At 68.1% G+C, this 18,779-nt stretch carries 18 protein-coding genes; 7 read left to right on the forward strand and 11 right to left on the reverse strand.

Translation table 11 applies throughout. The annotated features are described in order from the left end of the window. Position 1: 1 nt before the first annotated feature. Genes U5798_RS07745 through zigA form a run of 4 tightly spaced genes read right to left on the reverse strand, consistent with a single transcriptional unit; the run spans position 2 to position 3,323 of the window. Positions 2 to 562, reverse strand: coding sequence for a carbonate dehydratase (locus tag U5798_RS07745; RefSeq protein WP_322081710.1), 561 nt, complete (start codon positions 560 to 562; stop codon positions 2 to 4). Further along, entirely contained in the window at positions 559 to 1,140 is a 582-nt protein-coding gene (locus U5798_RS07750) for a 6-pyruvoyl trahydropterin synthase family protein (RefSeq protein ID WP_124455576.1), read from the reverse strand. The genes U5798_RS07745 and U5798_RS07750 overlap by 4 nt, the downstream gene beginning before the upstream one ends. Then, positions 1,134 to 2,054 (reverse strand): GTP cyclohydrolase FolE2, encoded by a 921-nt coding sequence (folE2, locus tag U5798_RS07755; RefSeq protein WP_322081711.1) that lies wholly within the window; start codon positions 2,052 to 2,054, stop codon positions 1,134 to 1,136. Before folE2 ends, U5798_RS07750 begins: the two co-directional genes overlap by 7 nt. Positions 2,055 to 2,114: 60 nt before the next feature. Further along, the gene (gene zigA / locus U5798_RS07760; RefSeq protein ID WP_185658238.1) at positions 2,115 to 3,323 is read right to left on the reverse strand and encodes a zinc metallochaperone GTPase ZigA; all 1,209 of its coding nucleotides are present in this window, start codon (positions 3,321 to 3,323) and stop codon (positions 2,115 to 2,117) included. A gap of 233 nt (positions 3,324 to 3,556) precedes the next feature. Here zigA and U5798_RS07765 point away from each other — a divergent pair, with 233 nt between their 5' ends. After that, on the forward strand, positions 3,557 to 4,372 hold the full coding sequence (locus tag U5798_RS07765) for a hypothetical protein (RefSeq protein WP_124455573.1): 816 nt from the start codon (positions 3,557 to 3,559) through the stop codon (positions 4,370 to 4,372). 16 nt (positions 4,373 to 4,388) lie between these two features. Here the strand turns inward: U5798_RS07765 and U5798_RS07770 are convergent, their stop codons facing one another. The 6 genes from U5798_RS07770 to U5798_RS07795 are packed head-to-tail and all read right to left on the reverse strand — an operon-like array spanning position 4,389 to position 10,597. Then, a complete protein-coding gene (locus tag U5798_RS07770; protein WP_322081712.1) occupies positions 4,389 to 5,600 on the reverse strand; it encodes an acyl-CoA dehydrogenase family protein in 1,212 nt (403 codons plus the stop codon). Continuing rightward, positions 5,597 to 6,439 carry a hypothetical protein gene (locus U5798_RS07775; protein WP_322081713.1) on the reverse strand — a complete coding sequence of 281 codons (843 nt, stop codon included), beginning with the start codon at positions 6,437 to 6,439 and terminating at the stop codon, positions 5,597 to 5,599. The genes U5798_RS07770 and U5798_RS07775 overlap by 4 nt, the downstream gene beginning before the upstream one ends. A 54-nt stretch (positions 6,440 to 6,493) precedes the next feature. Further along, the gene (locus tag U5798_RS07780) at positions 6,494 to 7,150 is read right to left on the reverse strand and encodes a methionine ABC transporter permease (RefSeq protein WP_034187801.1); all 657 of its coding nucleotides are present in this window, start codon (positions 7,148 to 7,150) and stop codon (positions 6,494 to 6,496) included. Beyond that, entirely contained in the window at positions 7,143 to 8,324 is a 1,182-nt protein-coding gene (locus tag U5798_RS07785) for a methionine ABC transporter ATP-binding protein (protein WP_322081714.1), read from the reverse strand. The genes U5798_RS07780 and U5798_RS07785 overlap by 8 nt, the downstream gene beginning before the upstream one ends. Positions 8,325 to 8,342: 18 nt before the next feature. Beyond that, positions 8,343 to 9,755, reverse strand: a complete 1,413-nt coding sequence (locus tag U5798_RS07790; RefSeq protein ID WP_322081715.1) for an LLM class flavin-dependent oxidoreductase — start codon at positions 9,753 to 9,755, stop codon at positions 8,343 to 8,345. Positions 9,756 to 9,766: 11 nt separating this feature from the next. Next, on the reverse strand, positions 9,767 to 10,597 hold the full coding sequence (locus U5798_RS07795) for a MetQ/NlpA family ABC transporter substrate-binding protein (protein WP_124455569.1): 831 nt from the start codon (positions 10,595 to 10,597) through the stop codon (positions 9,767 to 9,769). A 445-nt stretch (positions 10,598 to 11,042) separates the two neighbouring features. On the opposite strand from U5798_RS07795, the gene U5798_RS07800 reads away from it, so the two are divergent. From U5798_RS07800 to U5798_RS07820, 5 genes are all read left to right on the forward strand, one after another. Further along, the gene (locus U5798_RS07800; RefSeq protein ID WP_124455568.1) at positions 11,043 to 12,407 is read left to right on the forward strand and encodes a 2-hydroxycarboxylate transporter family protein; all 1,365 of its coding nucleotides are present in this window, start codon (positions 11,043 to 11,045) and stop codon (positions 12,405 to 12,407) included. Positions 12,408 to 12,535: 128 nt separating this feature from the next. Then, positions 12,536 to 14,410, forward strand: coding sequence for a sensor histidine kinase (locus tag U5798_RS07805; RefSeq protein WP_322081716.1), 1,875 nt, complete (start codon positions 12,536 to 12,538; stop codon positions 14,408 to 14,410). Then, positions 14,400 to 15,761, forward strand: coding sequence for a sigma-54 dependent transcriptional regulator (locus U5798_RS07810; protein WP_322081717.1), 1,362 nt, complete (start codon positions 14,400 to 14,402; stop codon positions 15,759 to 15,761). The genes U5798_RS07805 and U5798_RS07810 overlap by 11 nt, the downstream gene beginning before the upstream one ends. 25 nt (positions 15,762 to 15,786) lie before the next feature. Next, positions 15,787 to 16,116, forward strand: a complete 330-nt coding sequence (locus U5798_RS07815) for a DUF3579 domain-containing protein (protein WP_322081718.1) — start codon at positions 15,787 to 15,789, stop codon at positions 16,114 to 16,116. A gap of 235 nt (positions 16,117 to 16,351) precedes the next feature. Continuing rightward, on the forward strand, positions 16,352 to 17,203 hold the full coding sequence (locus tag U5798_RS07820) for an alpha/beta hydrolase (protein WP_322081719.1): 852 nt from the start codon (positions 16,352 to 16,354) through the stop codon (positions 17,201 to 17,203). A 107-nt stretch (positions 17,204 to 17,310) separates the two neighbouring features. On the opposite strand, the gene U5798_RS07825 is transcribed toward U5798_RS07820, so the two are convergent. Then, the gene (locus tag U5798_RS07825; protein WP_322081720.1) at positions 17,311 to 17,751 is read right to left on the reverse strand and encodes a PACE efflux transporter; all 441 of its coding nucleotides are present in this window, start codon (positions 17,749 to 17,751) and stop codon (positions 17,311 to 17,313) included. A 101-nt stretch (positions 17,752 to 17,852) separates the two neighbouring features. On the opposite strand from U5798_RS07825, the gene U5798_RS07830 reads away from it, so the two are divergent. Further along, the gene (locus U5798_RS07830) at positions 17,853 to 18,743 is read left to right on the forward strand and encodes a LysR family transcriptional regulator (RefSeq protein WP_322081721.1); all 891 of its coding nucleotides are present in this window, start codon (positions 17,853 to 17,855) and stop codon (positions 18,741 to 18,743) included. Positions 18,744 to 18,779 lie beyond the last annotated feature (36 nt).

The following is an 18,779-nucleotide window of genomic DNA, read 5'->3' on the forward strand; positions in this document are numbered from 1 at the left end:
CTCAGAACTCGTTCTGGATATGCTTGTAGCCGAGCACCAGCGCATTGTTCGTGCGCGCGACGTCCTCGGAGAAATCGCTCGCGTCGGCCGTGACCTGCGGCAACGCGGCGAGGTCGGTTTCCGGCCCGATGCGCTCGGTCGAACGCACGTAGAAGCCCGGCGGCAGGTGACAGCCGTCGACGACCGCGTTGTACCGCACCACGCAACCGTCGTCGATCGTGCAGTTGAACAGCACGCTGTTGAACCCGACGAACACGCCGTCGCCGACCTTGCACGGTCCGTGGACGATCGCGCGATGCGCGATCGACGTATGCCGGCCGATCGTCACGCTCGCGCCCGACTTCGAATGGATCACCACACCGTCCTGGATGTTCGAATGCGCGCCGATCACGATCGGTGCGATCTGGCCGTCGGCATCCGTTTCGTCGGCGCGGATCACCGCGTAAGGGCCGATGAACACGTTCTCCTCGACGATCACGAGCCCGCACAGGATGGCGGTCGGGTCGACGAACGCGTTCGGATGAATCCGCGGCAGGTCACCGCGCGGGTTCTTTCTGATCATGAGGATTCCTGCTTGGCAAGGAGGTGGCCGCGCTTGAGCCGCTCGAACAGGCCCGGATCGCGCCACTGCGCGGCGATGGCCGGCGCGAACACGATCGCATCGAGGTCGATGCGGCCCATGCGCGGATTGAAGGCATCGTCGCGAAAGCACTGCGCGTAGCCGGTCTCGGTCTCGTGCACGATGACCGAATGCAGCCGCACGTCGGCTTCGCCGTTCGACATGCGGGTGCACGACAGCGCCGCGTCGACGAGACGAAAGAACACGCGCGAGAACTGTTCGGCGCTCGGCGAAACGGGCAGCAGCACCCAGCGCTCGGAATGGCGGCGCATGCTCTCGACGTAGCGTGGATCGTCGTCCGACCACAGCGTCACCGCATGGTCGAACGCGTCGATCAGGTCGCGCACGTCGCCCTTGAGCAACCCGAAGTCGTAGATCATCTGCCCGCGATCCAGCGCATGCGCTTCGAGCAGCAGCTCGATGCGGTACGAATGGCCGTGGATCGAATGCGAGCAGCGCCGCGTGCTGCAACCACGCACGACGTGCGCATTCTCGAACCGGAACAGCTTGCGGATCAGCATGCGTCCGCACCTTCCGGAACCGGCGCGGCCCAGGCCACCGCATCGTGCGGGTGCAGGCTCTCCAGATGGCGCACGTGAATGCGCGGGCTCGCGTGATGACGTTCCAGCGCGGCCTGCACGCGGCGCGCCGCATCCTCGACGAACATCAGGTTTTCGCCGTTCAGCACCGCGAACGCCTGTTCGTCCGCGCGCTTGACAGCCGTCTGCACCGGCGTGCCGAGCGCGTGCTCGACGCGATCGATCAGGTCGATCAGCCCCAGCGCCGCGCCATCGGCGGGCAGCGCCACGCTGGCGACGGCTTCGCTGCGCTGGCTGTGCGGCGTGGCCGCCGTCGCATGCTGCTTCAACCACGCGGCAACCGCCGCCGCCTCCACGCGATCCGCGCGGCCGAACGCCGTCAGGAATGCCTGTTCGACCCAATGTCGCGACAACGCGGCCGAGCACGGACACGTCGACGAATAGGCAACCGTCACCTGCGCGCGCAGCTCGAACGCTTCGCCCGCCAGCCTCGCATCGACCTGAACCGGATAGGCCTTCCACCCGGCCAGCCCCTCGGTCACGAGCGCCGTGCGACGGGCCAGCAGGTCAAAACGCAGCCGCACGCGCGCGCTGCGCGTGTCGCAGTCGCGGTGGCTGTCGACCATCGCGCGCAGCACGCGCCGCAGGCCGGCCGGCGACAGCGCCTCGCCATCCGCGAGCCGGTCGAGCAGCCCGTACAGCCGCGACATGTGGATGCCTTTCACGTGCGGCGCAGGCAGATCGACCTGCACGTCGGCGCGCGCATGCACGTCGCGCCGGCAGCCGGGTTCGACCACCGTCACGGGCAGGTCGATGCCCTGCATGCCGACCCATTCGAGCGGGCGGCGGCCCGGCGCGACATCGGTCAGGGAAACATCGGGAAGGGCTGCATTCATGCTCGGCATCCGGTGGAGCGCCTTCTCCATCCGGATCGATGCAGGAAGCGCGCGTTCAGGTCAGGACCAGTCGCTAAACGGGTTGTCCCACGTGGTCCAGTGTTCGGGGCCGGTGGCCATCTCGGCGTCGGTCAGCAGGCACGCGTCGAAGCGCGCGCGCAGCGCGGGCTCGTCCATGTCCATGCCGATCAGCACGAGTTCCTGGCGTGCGTCGCCGACGTGCTCGTCCCAGCGCGCGCGGATCTGCGCGACGGCTTCGGCGTCCTGCGGCCAGCGCTCGGGCGGCACGGCCGCCCACCAGTGGCCGGCCGGCCCGTGCCGCGCGACCGCGCCGGCCTGCGACCACGACCCGGCGACGGTCGGATGCGTGGCCAGCCAGAAGAACCCCTTCGAGCGGACGACGCCCGGCCATTCGCTTTCGACGAGCGCGAAGAAGCGCTGAGGATGGAACGGCCGCCGCGCGCGGTAGACGAAGCTGCGGATCCCGTATTCGTCGGTCTCCGGCGTATGCGTGCCGCGCATCTCCTGCAGCCAGCCCGGCGCGCGCGACGCCGCGTCGAAATCGAACAGCCCGGTGTCGAGCACGCGCTCGAGCGGCACCTTGCCGAACTCGGCGATCTCGATCCGCGCACGCGGGTTCAGCCCGCGCAGCAGCGCGACCAGCCGCTCGCGCGCGCCGGCGTCGACCAGGTCGATCTTGTTGATCACGATCACGTCGCAGAACTCGATCTGGTCGATCAGCAGATCGACGACCGTGCGTGCATCCTCGTCGCCCATCGATTCGCCGCGCGACTGCAGGCTGTCGCGCGACGCGTAGTCGCGCAGGAAATTGAATGCGTCGACCACCGTCACCATCGTGTCGAGCCGCGCGACTTCGCCGAGGCTGCGGCCGTCCTCGCCTTCGAACGTGAACGTCTCGGCCACCGGCAGCGGCTCCGAAATACCGGTCGACTCGATCACGAGCTGGTCGAAGCGCCCTTCGCGCGCGAGCCGGTCGACCTCGATCAGCAAATCCTCGCGCAGCGTGCAGCAGATGCAGCCGTTGCTCATCTCGACCAGTTTCTCGTCGGTGCGCGACAAGCCCGCGCCGCCGTCGCGCACGAGCGCCGCATCGATGTTGACCTCGGACATGTCGTTGACGATGACCGCGACGCGCCGGCCCTCGCGATTGTTGAGGATGTGGTTGAGCAGCGTCGTCTTGCCCGCGCCGAGGAAGCCGGACAGGACGGTCACGGGAAGCCGCGTGGGCGGTTGGAGTGCGGTACGCATCGGGCGATTCCGGAAGAGGACGTCGAAGTGGGAATGATATATTGTATCGCAACGATATAACATATCATTTCAGGCGTCCAGCAGGTCGTATGCGGCGAGTTGCGATTCACGATGCCTCCAGCGCTCCGGTTCGACGCGAGCCGAAGGCGGCGGCAGCACCGCGCATGTCATGCCGAATGAAAGGTGTGCTTGATAAGCTCGCCGGCGAGACCGATGGCTACCCACACCCGACCATGAAAAAGAACAACCTTGCCGTGTTGTCACTCTGCGCGATGCTGCCGGGCATCGCGCTCGCGCAATCGATCGCGGCCCCGGCACTGAAGCCGGGCGATACCTGGACCTACATCAATACCGTCGAAATCGGCCCGAACGGCTGGCGCCAGACGCGCGACCAGATTTCCGTGCAGCGCACCACGTCCGACCACATCTATGTCGAAACGCAGCAAAGCGGCACGACGCAGGCGCCGCGCGAAATGATCGTCGACTCGGACTGGAGCCGTTCGCGCAGCGTCAACGGCACCGAAACCGTCGTGAACCGCCCGCTGGCGTTTCCGCTGACGGCCGGCAAGACCTGGGAGATCAGGTACAGCGAAGCGCACCCGAATCCGCAGCATGCGTCGGAAGCGTACGACACGCATTACAAGGTCGTCGGCCCCGACACCGTCACGGTGACGGGCGGCAAGTTCGATGCGATCAAGATCGAGGCCGAAGGCACGTGGAAGGCGCAGGCCGCGCCGGGACAGTCGATCACGTCGGGCGTGTCCCGCAACGCGGGCGGTTCGACGATCGTGATGCAAAGCCGCAACAACGGGACGGCGGAACAGACCGGCAAGACCTACAAGGCGTTCTGGTACGTGCCGGCCGTGGGCCGCTGGGTCAAGTCGGTCGAGGAGTACTACGACGCGAACGGCGTACGGACGGCGCGCTATTCGGACGAACTGGCGTCGTACAAGCGCGCCGGGACGGACGGTGTCACGCCGCTGGCCAGCAGGCCCGCGGTCGCCACCGGCGCACCGGAAGGCCCGCCTCCCGGCGATCAATCACAGTGACGGCGCGCACGCTCCCTTACGTATAGAGCGACGCCGGCGGCAGTTCACCGGTCAGCGCGAACCGGCCGACATCGCGCAGCCGATAGTCGAGCGGATCGTGCAGCGTATGCGTGCGCGCATTCCGCCAGAAGCGGTCGAGGCCGAGCGACGCAGCCGTCGCGCGCGCACCGCACACATCGAACAGCGCCTCGCCGTTGTCGAGCGCCGCGCGCTGCGCGACGATCTTCGCTTCCGATACCGCCAGCGCGACTTCCGCGCGTTCGTCGGCCGTCAGCGCATCCTGCCGCACCCACGCGCGCTGCAATGCATCGGCCGCGCGATCGGCCAAGGCCGCCGCGGCAACCGCACGCACGCGCATGTCGCCGAAGCGCTGCAGCGTGTACGGATCGTCCTCGGCCCGCTCGACGTCCGAGTGGATCCACGGGCGGCCATGCTGCCGCACGTAATCGCGCGCCTCGGCCAGCGCGCCTTCCGCCAGCCCGACGAACAGGTTCGTCAGCACGAGCTGCGACACGAGCGTGCGCAGCGTCGCGCGCGGCGTCGGCGGCGCCTCGGAACGGTGCAGCACCTCGTCCGCCGCGAGCGTCACGCCGTCGAAGCGCACGCTGCCGCTGTCGGTCTGGCGCTGGCCGACCGGATCCCAGTCGTCGTTGACCGTGATTCCCGCGCGATCGGTCGGCACGACGCCGAAGACGGTGCGGCCGATTGCCGGATCGTGCGCGGACACCGTCATCCGCTGCGACCCGCGCGTGCCCGAACAGAAGCCTTTCACGCCGTCGAGCCGATAGCCGCCGTCGGGCGTGGCCGTCGCCACGAGCCGCGTATCGAGGGGATTCACCGCATTGCCCCACCACCAGCGCTCGTCGACCGTGCCGCGCAGATAGCGTTCACGCTGCGCGGCGCTGCCCCACACGTCGACGCTCACGACCTGCAGGCACTGGAACCCGACGAGATGCGCGAGCGCGCTGTCGACGCGCGCGACCTGCCGGATCGCGTCGTAGATCGCGGGCCACGCGGCTTCCTGCCCGCCGAACGCGCGCGGCACCGCGAGCGTCAGCAGGCCCGCGTCGGCGAGCCACTGCTTCTCCTGCGCCGCGTGGCCGCCCGCGCGGTCGCGCGCGGCGGCCGTCACGCGCAGCGCGTCGATCGCGCGCGCCAGCGCCTCGCGGTCGACGGCCGGTGCATCGGTATCCGGCGCCAGCGTCGCCGGGCCGCGTGGATCGTTCATGCAATGGCTTCCTGTTCAACGGTTGCACCCGACAGCGGCACCAGCGCGCCGAGCGGACGGCCGGTCAGCCGCGACAGGATCTCGCGCCGCCAGTCGTCGTAGATCGCACGATATTCGGCGATATCCGCGCCGAACACCAGCGCGGTATGCGCGTACTCGTCGTGCAGATAGCCGTCGAGCCGCGCCTGCATTTCCTCGTCGGCCGCGATCACGCGATCGATCAGCGCGTCGCGCTCGGGGGCCGGCAGCGCTTTCAGCGTGTCGAACCACCACTGGACGATCTGCACGCGATGCCACTCCTCGTCCGGCCGGATCCGGTTCTCGCCGTGCTCGCGCATCGCGCCGTCGCCGATGCGGCCGGTCTTGCGCTGGATCCACAGCTTCGCGAGGATGTGCAGCTCGTAATGCCATTCGAACGCGAGAAAGCCCGCGACGTCGCGCACCGCGATGTCGCCGATACGGGCCCAATGCGCGGCGACGAGCCGGTCGACCTCCGGCAGCGGATCGCGCCCCGTCAGCTCGGTCACGCGTTCGCGGCCGATCACCGCGTGCGCGCCGTCGTCGCCGAGCTGGCGCGACAGGATCAGCTGGAAATGCGGATCGTCGCGGAACAGCGTGTCGATCGCCTTCGCGACGACCTGCACGATGAACAGGTCGTGCGACGCCATCTTCGTGTAGTAGTCGGCGACGGCGGCCAGTTCGTCGTCATTGCGCGGCTCGCGCGGCGGCGTCGCCACCTTGTCGGGGAAGTCCGGACGATGGCGTCGCGCCACGTCGAGAAACAGCGCTTCCTCGAATTGTCCGTTCCATTCGCGCGGCGCGCCGATGGGCAAGGTCATGTTTTTGGTTCTCTCAGAATCGTGAATGAAGCGAGCGGACGCTTGTGGCGTCGCTCAGGTACGCCGGGTCACACGTCGGACCAGGCGGTCGCCCGTGATTTGCACGGCCGAGACGAGCGCGATCAGGATCACGATCACGGTCGCCATGACGGTAGTGTCGAAACGTTGATAGCCGTAGCGGATCGCGAGATCGCCGAGCCCGCCCGCGCCGACGGCGCCCGCCATCGCGGTCGAGCCGATCAGCGCGACGACGGTGATCGTGAAGCCGCCGAGCATGCCGGGCAGCGCCTCCGGCAACAGCACGTGCCACACGATGTGGCGGCGCTTCGCGCCCATCGCGAGCGCGGCCTCGATCAACCCGCGATCGACTTCGCGCAGGCTCACTTCGGCGATCCGCGCGAAGAACGGGATCGCGGCGATCGACAGCGGCACGACGGCCGCCCACACGCCGATCGTCGTGCCGATCAGCACGCGCGTGAACGGCAGCAGCGCGACGAGCAGGATGATGAACGGCGTCGAACGGAACACGTTGACGAGCGCACCGAGCACCGCGTTCACGCCGCGCCGCGCATAGATGCCGCCCGGTGCGGTCGTCACGAGGATCACCGCGAGCGGGATGCCGAGCAGTGCGGCGATCGCGGCCGACGCGGCGACCATCGACAGCGTGTCGCGGATCGCGTCGAGCAGTTCGGGCCACCAGAGTTCAAACATAGCCGAGCACCTCCGCGTGATTCGCGTGGCGGCGCGCGCGTTCGAGCAGCGCGGCAACTGCGCCGCCACGTGGCGCCGACGGGTCGGCGTCTTCCGCACGCGGCGTCGCGGCGATCACGAGCCGCCCCTGTGCATGACCTTGAATGCGTTCGATCCCGCCGTGCAGGAACCGCACGGATCCGCCGAGCGCTGCCGCGAGCGCGCCGACATCCGGCTCGCCGCCGCTCTCGCCCGTATAGCGGACGTCGAGCACGACCTGCGCGCCGGCGGGCAGCGCGGCCTGCTCGGGCAGCGGCTGCACGCGTGCGGCCAGTTCTGCCGGCAGGTCGTGCTGCAGCGTGCTGAGCAGCGCGCGCGTCGCGCCGTGGCGCGGATCGCCGAACACACGCCACACGGGGCCCGTTTCGACGACCTCACCCTGTTCGATGACCGCGACGGTGTCGCACACCGCTCGGATCACTTCCATCTCGTGCGTGATCAGCACGATCGTCAGCCCGAGGCGGCGGTTGATGTCGGCGAGCAGCGCGAGGATCGATTGCGTCGTCTCGGGATCGAGCGCCGACGTCGCTTCGTCGCACAGCAGCACCTCGGGATCGTGCACCAGCGCGCGGGCGATGCCGACGCGCTGCTTCTGCCCGCCCGACAGGCTCGCCGGATACGCGTCGCGCTTCGCGGCGAGCCCGACGAGGTCGAGCAGCGCCTCGACCTTGCGCACGCGCTCGGCCTTCGGCACGCCGGCGATCTTCAGCGGCAGCGCGACGTTCTCGAACACCGTCTTCGCGGACAGCAGGTTGAAATGCTGGAACACCATGCCGGTACGGCGGCGCAGCGCGACGAGACCGTCCTCGTCGAGCGCGCCGACGTCGACGCCCTGCACGCGCACGCGGCCCGAGCTCGGCCGCTCCAGCCCGTTCACGAGCCGCAGCAGCGTCGACTTCCCCGCGCCGCTGCGGCCGATGATCCCGAACACCTCGCCGCGCCGCACGTCGAGCGTCACGTCGCGCAGCGCGGCAGCCTGGCCGCGCGGCGTCGCGAATACCTTGCCGACCTGCTCCAGCGACACGGCGGCGCCGCCGGCGGCCGACGCACCCGCTTCTTCATGTGCCGTCGCAACGGCGCCGGCCCGCACGGCCGACGGCTCGATGAAACCCAGCGTCTCGAACAATTGCGTCATCGCTTCGCTCCGTCAGGGTCAGGCATGCGCGGGATGCGCGGGTTCGGATACGGCGGCCGGCCGGTGCTGCGCGCCGGTGTGCCACGCAGGCAGGCGCGGGCCCGCGCCGAACAGCTTCTCGCGCAGCGTCGGCGCGGGATCGTAGTCTTCCTTGTAGACGCCGCGGTTCTGCAGCTCGGGCACGACCCAGTCGACGAAATCCTCGAACGACTCGGGCATCACGGTGCGCGTCAGGTTGAAGCCGTCGATGCCGGTCTCGTCGATCCACGACTGCAGCTCGTCCGCGACCTGCGACGGCGAGCCGACGATCGGCGCATAGCGGCCGCCGAGCGACATCTGTTCGAGCATCCGGCGCACGGTCCACGTGCCGGTCGTGCTCTTGCGCGAGATCGCGTCGACGGCCGACTGGATCGAATCGGTCTTCACGTACGAGATCGGTTCGTCGAGGCCGTACTGCGCGAAGTCGATGCCGGTCGAGCTCGCGAAATGCGCGAGGCCGGCTTCGGGGCTCGCATAGCGCCGATATTCGTCGAACTTTTCGCGTGCGAGCAGTTCGGTCTCGGCCGTCACGACGCTCACGCCGGCAAAGATCTTGATCGATGCCGGGTCGCGTCCCTGCCGCGCGGCAGCCGCGCGGATGTCGAGCGTCGCCGCACGCGCGGCGGCCTTGCTTTGCCCGTTCACGAACACGCATTCCGCGTGACGGCCCGCGAACTCGACACCACGCGCGGACGAGCCGGCCTGGTACAGCACCGGCGTGCGCTGCAGCGACGGCTCGCTCAGGTGGATCGCGTCGATCGAATAGAACGGCCCGTCGTGCTTTACGCGCCGCACCTTGCCCGGCTGCGCGAACACGCGCGCCTGCGCGTCGCGGATCACCGCGTCGTCGTCCCAGCTCTGTTCCCACAGCTTGTAGACGACGTCCATGTAGTCGTCCGCGCGCTCGTAGCGGTCGTCGTGGCCGATCTGCTGCGCGAGGCCCATGCCGCGCGCGGCGCTGTCGAGGTAGCCGGTCACGATGTTCCAGCCCACGCGCCCTTTCGTCAGATGATCGAGCGTCGACATGCGGCGCGCGAACAGGTAAGGCGGCTCGTAGGTCAGGTTCGCGGTCACGCCGAAGCCGAGATGCCGCGTGACCTGCGCCATCGCGGGCACGAGCAGCAGCGGATCGTTGACGGGCACCTGCACCGATTCGCGCAGCGCCGCGTCGGGGCCGCCGCCGAACACGTCGTACACGCCGACGATATCCGCGAGAAAGATCCCGTCGAACTTGCCGCGTTCGAGCGTCTTCGCGAGATCGGCCCAGTAGTCGAGATCGGTGTAGTGCGCGGAGCGGTCGCGCGGATGCGTCCACAGCCCGTGGTTGATGTGCCCGACGCAGTTCATGTTGAACGCGTTGAGCAGGATCTTCTTGCGGTTCGCCGTCGTCATGCCTGCCTCCGTCACCACGCGATCGCGTACAGCGAGCCGAACGCGTTGTCGAGCGCCTTGCGCACGGCCGGCGAGTGCTGGTAGATCGAGATGAACTTGCGGATGCGCGGATCGTTCGCGCTCTCGGGCCGCACGACCCACTGGATCGCGAAGTTCTTGTTCTCGGTGCCGTCGAACAGCAGCGCGCTGTTCGGATCGGTCGTGCCGGCGAGCTTGATGAAGCTCGGGTAGCCCTGCGCGAGATCGACGTCGTCGAGCGACCGCGCGAGCTGCGACGCTTCGAGCGGGATGATCTTCAGGTGCTTCGGGTTGGCCACGATGTCGTGCGTGGTCGCGCGGTAGTCGGCGCCCGGCGTCAGCGTGATGAGCCCCGCGCGCTGCAGCAGCAACAGCCCGCGCCCGCCGTTCACCGGATCGTTCGCGATCGCGACGCGCGCGCCGTCCTTCAGCTCGGCGAAGCTTTTCACCTTCTTCGAATAGAGACCGATCTTCATGATCGTGCCGGGCGCGATCGAGATGAAGTTGTAGCCGCCCTGCTTCTTCGCGTTCTCGAGAAACGGGATGTGCTGGAAGTAGTTGACGTCGATGTCCTTGTTCGCGAGCGCGGCGTTCGGCGTATTCCAGTCGGTGAACTCGACGATCTTCACGTCGAGCCCCTGCTCCTTCGCCTCCTTGGCGGCGATCTTCAGCGCTTCGATCTGCGGGCTGGTCGAGATGCCGACCTTCAGCGGCGCAGTGTCGGCGCGCGCGCCGTTCAGCAGCACGGCGCCGAGCAGCGCGGCCATCAGCACGCGGGCCGCACGGCCGGCGGAAAAGCGGGCGGTAAAAACGGGATGCAGCATGGAACCACTCTCCTGTCCAAAGACGGTATCGATGGATGAGCGGCACCGCGGCGAACGCACGGGCGTTCTCCGGACAGTCGTCGTCGCATCGGAAATAGATCAGGCGATGATAGAGAGCCGCGGGAAGGCGGTCTACGAAGCGATTGTGCGAAGAAAATCGCACGCGGCGATATGGCGGGCGGCCAGGCTCGGTCGCGGGCCCGGCCGACCGCCGAACCGGGTGCCCGGCCGACCCTCTGGCCGAAATCTCGGCCTGGGCGCCGGACGAATTCCGAAATCTCGGCCAGCCTGCCGGCCAACCCTTTCCGCAGACGAAACAAATCCCTTATGAATCAAGGCACTGAAAATATTCAGGCCGGCCGGAATTCTGGCACGGGGGTTGCGTAATAGACGGCACACGATGCCGCGAAGCAATGCAGGCATTCCAAACATCAGGAGACACGTCTTGCAGACCTCTATCCATACCCCGTCCCATCCCGAGCCGATTGCCGAAGCCGGCCCCGCCACGCGCGAGCGCTTCTGGCCGGAAGGCTGGTGGAAGCTGATGGAAATCCGCATCGGCATCATTCCGCTGCCGGTCTACGTGATCCTGTTCGCGCTGATCGTCGGCTTCGCGGTGACGGGCAAGGTGCCCGGCGAGATCTCGATGGCGATCGCCGTGCTCGCATTCTTCGGCTTCACCTGCGCCGAACTCGGCAAGCGCCTGCCGCTGCTGCGCAACATCGGCGCGGCCGCGATCTTCGCGACCTTCGTGCCGTCGGCGCTCACGTACTACCACGTGCTGCCGAAGCCGGTGCTGAACCTGACGGTCGAATTCACGAAGTCGACCAACTTCCTGTACCTGTTCATCGCGTCGATCATCGTCGGCAGCATCCTGAGCATGGATCGCCGCGTGCTGATCCAGGGCTTCGTGAAGATCTTCATCCCGCTCGCGGCCGGCTCGGTCGCCGCGGCGATCGTCGGTACGGCGGTCGGTACCGCGCTCGGCCTCGGCGCACGCCACACGCTGCTGTACATCGTCGTGCCGATCATGGCCGGCGGCGTCGGCGAAGGCGCGATTCCGCTGTCGATCGGCTATTCGGAACTGATGCACCTGCCGCAGGGCGAGATGTTCGCGATGGTGCTGCCGCCGGTGATGCTCGGCAGCCTGACCGCGATCATCCTGTCGGGCGCGCTCGACATGCTCGGCAAGCGCCTGCCGCACCTGACCGGCAACGGCCGCCTGCAGGTCGGCGAGAGCGGCGACATGACGCCGGAGAACGAAGAGATCCGCGGCCACGTCGACGTCACGCACATCGCGGGCGCCGGCATCACCGCGATCACGCTGTACCTGGTCGGCCTGATGGCGCACAAGCTGTTCGGCCTGCCCGCGCCGGTCGCGATGCTGTTCCTCGCGGTGCTGGTGAAGCTCGCGCGCGCCGTGTCGCCGCCGCTGCAGGAAGGCGCATTCGTCGTCTACAAGTTCTTCTCGACCGCCGTCACGTATCCGCTGCTGTTCGCGATCGGCGTCGCGATGACGCCGTGGGACAAGCTGACCGCCGCGTTCACGATCGTCAACGTCGTCACGATCGTGTCGACCGTCGCGACGCTGATGGGCACCGGTTTCGTGGTCGGCCGCCTGCTGAAGATGTACCCTATCGACACCGCAATCGTGAACGCCTGCCACAGCGGGCAAGGCGGCACCGGCGACGTCGCGATCCTGACCGCCGCGAACCGGATGCAGCTGATGCCGTTCGCGCAGATCGCCACGCGCATCGGCGGCGCGATCGTCGTCACGGTGACGCTGATCCTGGTCGCGCACTTCGGATGATGCGCGGCCGCGCGCACCGTCGCGCAGGCTGCTTCGCACGCGCCGCCGCCGGCCTTGCCGGCGCGCGGCGCGCGTCGTTCCGGCTCACGGTTGCGGCGGACCGATAGCAGGCATCGACGAGGGCGAACGTGCAGAAAGGCTTCAAGGGAATCCCGTGGTGGGGCTGGGCATCGGCCGCCGTGCTGTATGTCGGCGTGGCCGGCGCGGCTGTCGATTTCGCATGGGAACGCGCGATCGACGCACTCGAGGAAGCCGGCGCGCACCGGCTCGACCTGTATGCGTCGAGCCTGAAAAGCGAACTCGGCCGCTTCGAGATCCTGCCCGGCCTGGTCGCGCGGCAGGACGGCGTGCGTGCGATGCTGAAAGCCGCGCCGAACGAAGCGCCCGCGCTCGTGCATGCGGTGAACACCTATCTCGAAGCCGTGAACCGCGACGCGGGCAGCGGCGCGGTCGACGTGATCGATCTGCAAGGCGACGTGATCGCCGCCAGCAACTGGAACGAGACGATCAGCTTCGTCGGCACCAACGTGTCGTACCGGCCGTACTTCAAGGACGCGCTCGCGCGCGGCAGCGGCCGCTTCTTCGGGATCGGCACCAACACGGGCGTGCCGGGCGTCTACTTCGCGAGCGCGGTGCGCGACGACGGCGTGCCGATCGGCGTGGCCGCCGTGAAGATCAGCGTCGATCCGCTCGAATCGGCATGGCGCGCGCCGGGCGTCGCCGCGATGGTCGTCGACAGCAACGGCGTGGTCGTGATCTCGACCGAGCCCGCGTGGAAATTCACCTCGCTGCGCCCGATCACCGCGCAGCAGCAGCGCGACATCCAGGCATCGCGCCAATATGCAGGCCGCACCGTCGACGCGCTGCCGTACCGCCGCATCGGCGACCGCAGCTCGGCCGCGTGGTTCGGCACCTTCCCCGATCCGCGCCGCACCGGCCGCACCACGCGCTATCTCGTGATGTCGCGCCCCGCGCCGCAGGCCGGCGATTCGCTGATGGTGCTGCTCGACATCGCGGGTGCGCGGCGCCAGCAGCAGACGGCCTTCGTGTTCGTCACCGGCGCGTTCCTGATCGCCGCGCTGCTGGCCGGCTATGCGATCCAGCGGCGCCGGGCGATCGTCGCACGGCTGAATGCGCAGGACGCGCTGCGCCGTGCGAACGACCGGCTCGAACTCACCGTCGCGCAGCGCACGGCCGCGCTGACGGCAACCAACGAGCGGATGCAGCGCGAGATCGTCGAGCGCGAGCGCACCGAGCAGCGGCTGCGCGCGTCGCAGCAGGAAGTCGTGCATGCGGGCAAGCTCGCGGTGCTCGGGCAGATGGCCGCCGGCCTCACGCACGAGCTGAACCAGCCGCTCGTCGCGATCCGCACGCTGTGCGACAACGCGCGCACGTTCTTCGAGCGCGGCCAGCCGGCGCCGGCGCTCGCGAACCTCGAACGGATCGGCAAGCTGGTCGACGGCATGGCCGTGCTCACCGGCGAGCTGAAGACCTTCGCGCGCAAGCCCGACGTCGAGCGCGTCGCGGTGTCGCTGAACGAGGCCGTCGCGCATGCGCGGCTGATCTACGATGCGCGGATCCGCGACGAAGGCGTGCGGCTCGACGTGAACATCGCGCCCGGCACGACGGTGTCGGCCGAATCGAGCCAGTTGCAGCAAGTGATCGTGAACCTGCTCGGCAATGCGCTCGACGCAGTGCACGACGCGCCGGTGCGCCGCATCGTCATCGAAGCCAGCGGGCCGGACGATGCCGGCCGCGTGCGCTTCACGGTGGCCGACAGCGGCGCCGGCATTGCGCCCGACGTACTGCCGCACCTGTTCGAGCCGTTCGTCACGACCAAGCCGCGCGGCCAGGGCCTCGGGCTCGGCCTGGCGATCACGTCGCGCATCGTCGAGGCGTTCGGCGCGAAGATCGACGCGACGAACCGCGACGAGGGCGGCGCGCAGTTCAGTATCGAATTCGCGGCGGCGACGCCGCAACAGAGGATAGAGCATGGAAGATGAGATTCGCGTGCTGGTCGTCGAGGACGATGAAAACGTCCGGATCGGCGTCGAGCAGGCCGTCGCGCTCGCCGGGTTCCCGGTCGACGCATTCGCGTCCGCTGCCGACGCGCTCGCGCACGTCGCGCCCGGCGCGCCGGTGGTGATCGTGTCGGACGTGCGGATGCCGGGCATCGACGGGCTGCAGCTGCTCGATCGCGTGATGGCCATCGATGCGCAGATCCCGGTCGTGCTGATCAGCGGCCACGCGGATATCTCGACGGCCGTCGGCGCGATGCAGGTCGGCGCATACGACTTCATCGAGAAGCCGTTTTCATCGGACGTGATCGCCGGCCGCGTCGCGCGCGCGGTCGAGAAGCGCCGCCTGACGCTCGAGGTGCAGGGGCTGCGCGCGGCGCTGAACAACTGGCAGGGCATCGAGGCGTTCGTGCTCGGCAAGTCGCCCGCGATGGCCGACGTGCGCAAGAAGATCATGCGCCTCGCCGATACGTCGGTGTCGGTGCTGATCACCGGTGAAACGGGCACCGGCAAGGAGCTGATCGCGCGCAGCCTGCACGACTTCGGCGGCCGGCGCGACGCGCATTTCGTCGCGCTGAACTGCGGCGGCCTGCCCGAGCAGATCTTCGAGAGCGAACTGTTCGGCCATGAAGCCGGCGCGTTCACCGGCGCGATCAAGAAGCGCATCGGCAAGATCGAATGGGCGGACGGCGGCACGCTGTTCCTCGACGAGATCGAGACGATGCCGGTTGCGCTGCAGATCAAGATGCTGCGCGTGCTGCAGGAGCGCGTGGTCGAGCGGCTCGGCGCGAACGAGCTGATTCCGGTCGACTGCCGCGTGGTCGCCGCGTCTAAGGCCGATCTCGCCGAACTCGCGGCCGACGGGCGCTTTCGTGCGGATCTGCTGTATCGCCTCAACGTCGCGCAGATCGAGCTGCCGCCGCTGCGCGAGCGGCGCGAGGACGTGCCGCTGCTGTTCGAGCACTTCGTGCTCGCGGCCGCGCGGCGCTTCGGGCAACCGGCGCCGGTCGTCACGGCTGCGCAGGTATCCGAACTGATGACGCATGCATGGCCCGGCAACGTGCGCGAGCTGCAGAACGTGGCCGACCGCTTCGTGCTGGGGCTGACCGGCGACAGCCTGCTGTCGTCCGGCGAAGCGCCGGCCGTCGGCGACACGCTCGCGGAACAGCTCGCGTACTTCGAACGGATGCTGATCGAGGACATGCTGCAGCGTCACAACGGCAACGTTGCGGACGCAAGCGTCGCGCTCGGCATGCCGAAGAAGACGCTCTATCACAAGCTGCGCAACCTGCGGATCCCCGCGCGCGGCGATGCGGCGGCCGACGGCGGCGAATGACGCGAACGAGGATACGCAGAACAGCATGGATCGCATCGAAGTCACCGAACACGGCCGCATCGCCGGCCACCTGATCCGCGGCGTCACCCGCGCGCAGAAAACCTTCCGCCCCAGCGACTGGCCCGAGCGCCTCGCGGGCGTCATCACGCTGTTCGTCGGCGAACGGCGGCCAGGCTATCCGTGCGCGCTGTCGCGGCTCGCGATGCCCGTCGTCGACGGCGGCGCCAAATGCCTGTTCGTGTCGGACGAATTGCGCACCGTGTGCGCGGATGCATTCGACTTCGCGATGCAGTTCGCCGCCGACAACGATCTCCCCGTCGAGCTTCAGACCGCACCCGCATTGACGGTGCGCTGACGCGCGCCCCCTTTTCCGCTGCAAAGGCGCGTGCGCGCAGGCCGCCGCACGCCCTTTCAGCGGTGAAATGAATCGTTAGACGATTGAAGGCTTCGACACATGTCCACGCTCCGACAAGGGTTTCCGGCGCAGCCATCAAAAAAATTGATCGTCACGATGAAAATTATGCGTTTTCCTTGCAGGTCGCCGTGATGCATAGTTGCGTCGTGTTGACGCACCTTTGAGTCTTTCAGTCATGAACATGCGAATCGAGCCGTCCGTGCTCGCGAACCCCGACCTGCAATTTGCGACGCTTTCGTCAGGCATCAGCCTGCCGTATGTCGAGCGGGGCAGCGGTGCGCCGATGGTGTTCGTGCACGGCTCGCTGTGCGACTACCGCTACTGGGATCCGCAACTCGCTGCGCTGTCGGCCCACTACCGCTGCATCGCGCCGAGCCTGAGCCATTACTGGCCGGCCGTCGAGGCGGGCATCCAGGACGAGTTCAGCTGGCAGAACCACGTCGACGAGCTCGCCGAATTCATCGATGCGCTCGATCTCGGCGCCGTGCACCTGGTCGGCCATTCGCGCGGCGGCAGCGTCGCGTTCAACGTCGCACGCCAGCATCCGCACCTCGTCGAGTCGCTGACGCTCGCCGATCCGGGCGGCCCGCTGCAACAGCCGGGCGTGCGCGAAGCCGCGCTGCCGGCCGCCGCACTCGCACTGCGCACGAAGGCCGTGAACCTGATCGATCAAGGCGACGTCGAAGCCGGCCTCGAGATGTTCGTCGATTCCGTGAGCCTGCCGGGCGCGTGGAAGAAGAGCACGTCGCGCTTCCGCACGATGGCGATCGACAATGCAAGCACGCTGCCGAAGCAGCTGCGCGACCCGCTGCCCGCGTACTCCCAGCACACGGCCGGCGACATCGCATGCCGCACGCTGCTGATCGACGGCCAGCGCAGCCCGAAGATGTTCCGCAACAACGTCGATACGCTGTCGCAGTGGATCGGCAACGCGCAACGGCAGACCGTCGCCGGCGCGTCGCACGGGATGAATGCTGCGAGCCCTGCCGTGTTCAACCGCTACGTGCACGAGTTCGTCGCCGCGTAACGTCGCGGGCGGCATGCGCGCCGCCCGTCTCCCCTGCTGTTGCCGCACGGCTACCGAAACGAAACGACGCGGATTGCCCGCGTCGGATCGTTTCGCATCCCTTTGCGTCATGCCACCGGCGCCGCCTTGCGCGTGACCGCATCCGGCAACCCGAACACGCTGTCGAACGCCCAGTTGTACGTGAACGTGAAGATCGGGAAGAACACGATCAGCACCGCGTCGTACAGGAACGCCTGCAGCAGCGACACGTCGAGCCACCACGCGATCAGCGGGATCAGGAACGTCACGAGCGCGACCTGGAACCCGATCGCATGCACGACGCGCCGCCCGACAGTGCGCGTCGTTTCCGCACGCCGTCGCTCCCATGCCTCGAACCCGAGGTTGTACAGAAAATTGACGGTGACGCCCGTCGTCGAGATCATCACGCCGAGCAGCCCGCTCGTCGCCGCGCTCGCGCCGCTGAGCATGCCGAGCACCGACGACGCGACGAGGATGCCGAGCACCTCGAACATCACGACGTAGACTATGCGTCTCTTCCATCCTTGCATGACCGACCACCTTCGTTTCGAACAAGGTGGCGAGACTACAGCGGGCCTGGCGTCCGCAAAAGTCAGGTCCTTTCAATTTTTCTGACAGGAGGCGGCTGACCATGCTGACCAGCGATCACATCGACATGCTGCTGACCGTCATCGACAAAGGCTCGTTCTCGGCCGCCGCGCGTGCGCTCGGCCGTACGCCGTCGGCGGTCAGCATGGCGATCGCGAACCTCGAGGCCGAACTCGACCTCGTGCTGTTTGACCGCGGCACGCGCGAGCCGACGCCGACCGCCGCAATGGCCGCGCTGCTGCCCGACGCGCGCTCGATCGCCGAACGGCTGCACGCGCTGCGTGCGCATGCGCAGCACCTGTCGGAAGGTGTCGAGGACACGCTGCGGCTCGGGCTCGCGGCCGAACTCGACGGCGCGCCGGTCGCCCGCGCGCTCACGGCCGTGGCCGCGAAATATCCGGCGCTCGCGATCAGCATCGTCACGGCGCCGCAGGATGCGATCGTCGATGCGCTGCATCGCGGCGCCGTCGACCTTTGCGTCGCGTTCGGCGGGCTCGATCTGCATCCGCAGGAACAGATTCATGCGTTGTGGACCGAGACGCTCGTCGCGGTCGCCGCGCCGAGCCATCCGGCCATCGCCGAATGTGCGCAACCCGAGGCGATCGAGCGACTGTCGGGCTTCCGGCAGATCGTGATCGCCGATCCCGAACGGCCGTTGACCGACGTGCGGCCGTTGATCGGCAACCGCACGTGGAAAGCGACCGACATGGCGACCGCGATCGCACTCGTGAAGGCCGGGCATGGCTGGGCGAACTTGCCGGAGTCGATGATCGGCCCCTACGTCGCCGACGGCGAACTCGCGCCGCTCGTGTTCGCGAACATCCGCAACGGGCTGTCGTTGCCCGTGTTTTTGCGGCGGCTGAAACATGCCGGGATCGGCAAGGCCGCCGGGGAACTCGTGCGGGCGCTCCGCGCTGAAGACGGCCGGCATTGAGCGGTGCGGCGATGGCATCGCCGCACCGTCCGTCAA

The sequence above is a fragment of the Burkholderia sp. BCC1972 genome, assembly GCF_905339605.1.
In the GTDB taxonomy this organism is placed as follows: Bacteria; Pseudomonadota; Gammaproteobacteria; order Burkholderiales; family Burkholderiaceae; genus Burkholderia.

Excerpts from the sequence above, each read along its gene's own strand:
- U5798_RS07745 (WP_322081710.1), bottom strand. The coding sequence starts at position 562 with ATGATCAGAAAGAACCCGCGCGGTGACCTGCCGCGGATTCATCCGAAC.
- U5798_RS07750 (WP_124455576.1), bottom strand. The coding sequence starts at position 1,140 with ATGCTGATCCGCAAGCTGTTCCGGTTCGAGAATGCGCACGTCGTGCGT.
- folE2 (WP_322081711.1), bottom strand. The coding sequence starts at position 2,054 with ATGAATGCAGCCCTTCCCGATGTTTCCCTGACCGATGTCGCGCCGGGC.
- zigA (WP_185658238.1), bottom strand. The coding sequence starts at position 3,323 with ATGCGTACCGCACTCCAACCGCCCACGCGGCTTCCCGTGACCGTCCTG.
- U5798_RS07765 (WP_124455573.1), top strand. The coding sequence starts at position 3,557 with ATGAAAAAGAACAACCTTGCCGTGTTGTCACTCTGCGCGATGCTGCCG.
- U5798_RS07770 (WP_322081712.1), bottom strand. The coding sequence starts at position 5,600 with ATGAACGATCCACGCGGCCCGGCGACGCTGGCGCCGGATACCGATGCA.
- U5798_RS07775 (WP_322081713.1), bottom strand. The coding sequence starts at position 6,439 with ATGACCTTGCCCATCGGCGCGCCGCGCGAATGGAACGGACAATTCGAG.
- U5798_RS07780 (WP_034187801.1), bottom strand. The coding sequence starts at position 7,150 with ATGTTTGAACTCTGGTGGCCCGAACTGCTCGACGCGATCCGCGACACG.
- U5798_RS07785 (WP_322081714.1), bottom strand. The coding sequence starts at position 8,324 with ATGACGCAATTGTTCGAGACGCTGGGTTTCATCGAGCCGTCGGCCGTG.
- U5798_RS07790 (WP_322081715.1), bottom strand. The coding sequence starts at position 9,755 with ATGACGACGGCGAACCGCAAGAAGATCCTGCTCAACGCGTTCAACATG.
- U5798_RS07795 (WP_124455569.1), bottom strand. The coding sequence starts at position 10,597 with ATGCTGCATCCCGTTTTTACCGCCCGCTTTTCCGCCGGCCGTGCGGCC.
- U5798_RS07810 (WP_322081717.1), top strand. The coding sequence starts at position 14,400 with ATGGAAGATGAGATTCGCGTGCTGGTCGTCGAGGACGATGAAAACGTC.
- U5798_RS07815 (WP_322081718.1), top strand. The coding sequence starts at position 15,787 with ATGGATCGCATCGAAGTCACCGAACACGGCCGCATCGCCGGCCACCTG.
- U5798_RS07820 (WP_322081719.1), top strand. The coding sequence starts at position 16,352 with ATGAACATGCGAATCGAGCCGTCCGTGCTCGCGAACCCCGACCTGCAA.
- U5798_RS07825 (WP_322081720.1), bottom strand. The coding sequence starts at position 17,751 with ATGCAAGGATGGAAGAGACGCATAGTCTACGTCGTGATGTTCGAGGTG.
- U5798_RS07830 (WP_322081721.1), top strand. The coding sequence starts at position 17,853 with ATGCTGACCAGCGATCACATCGACATGCTGCTGACCGTCATCGACAAA.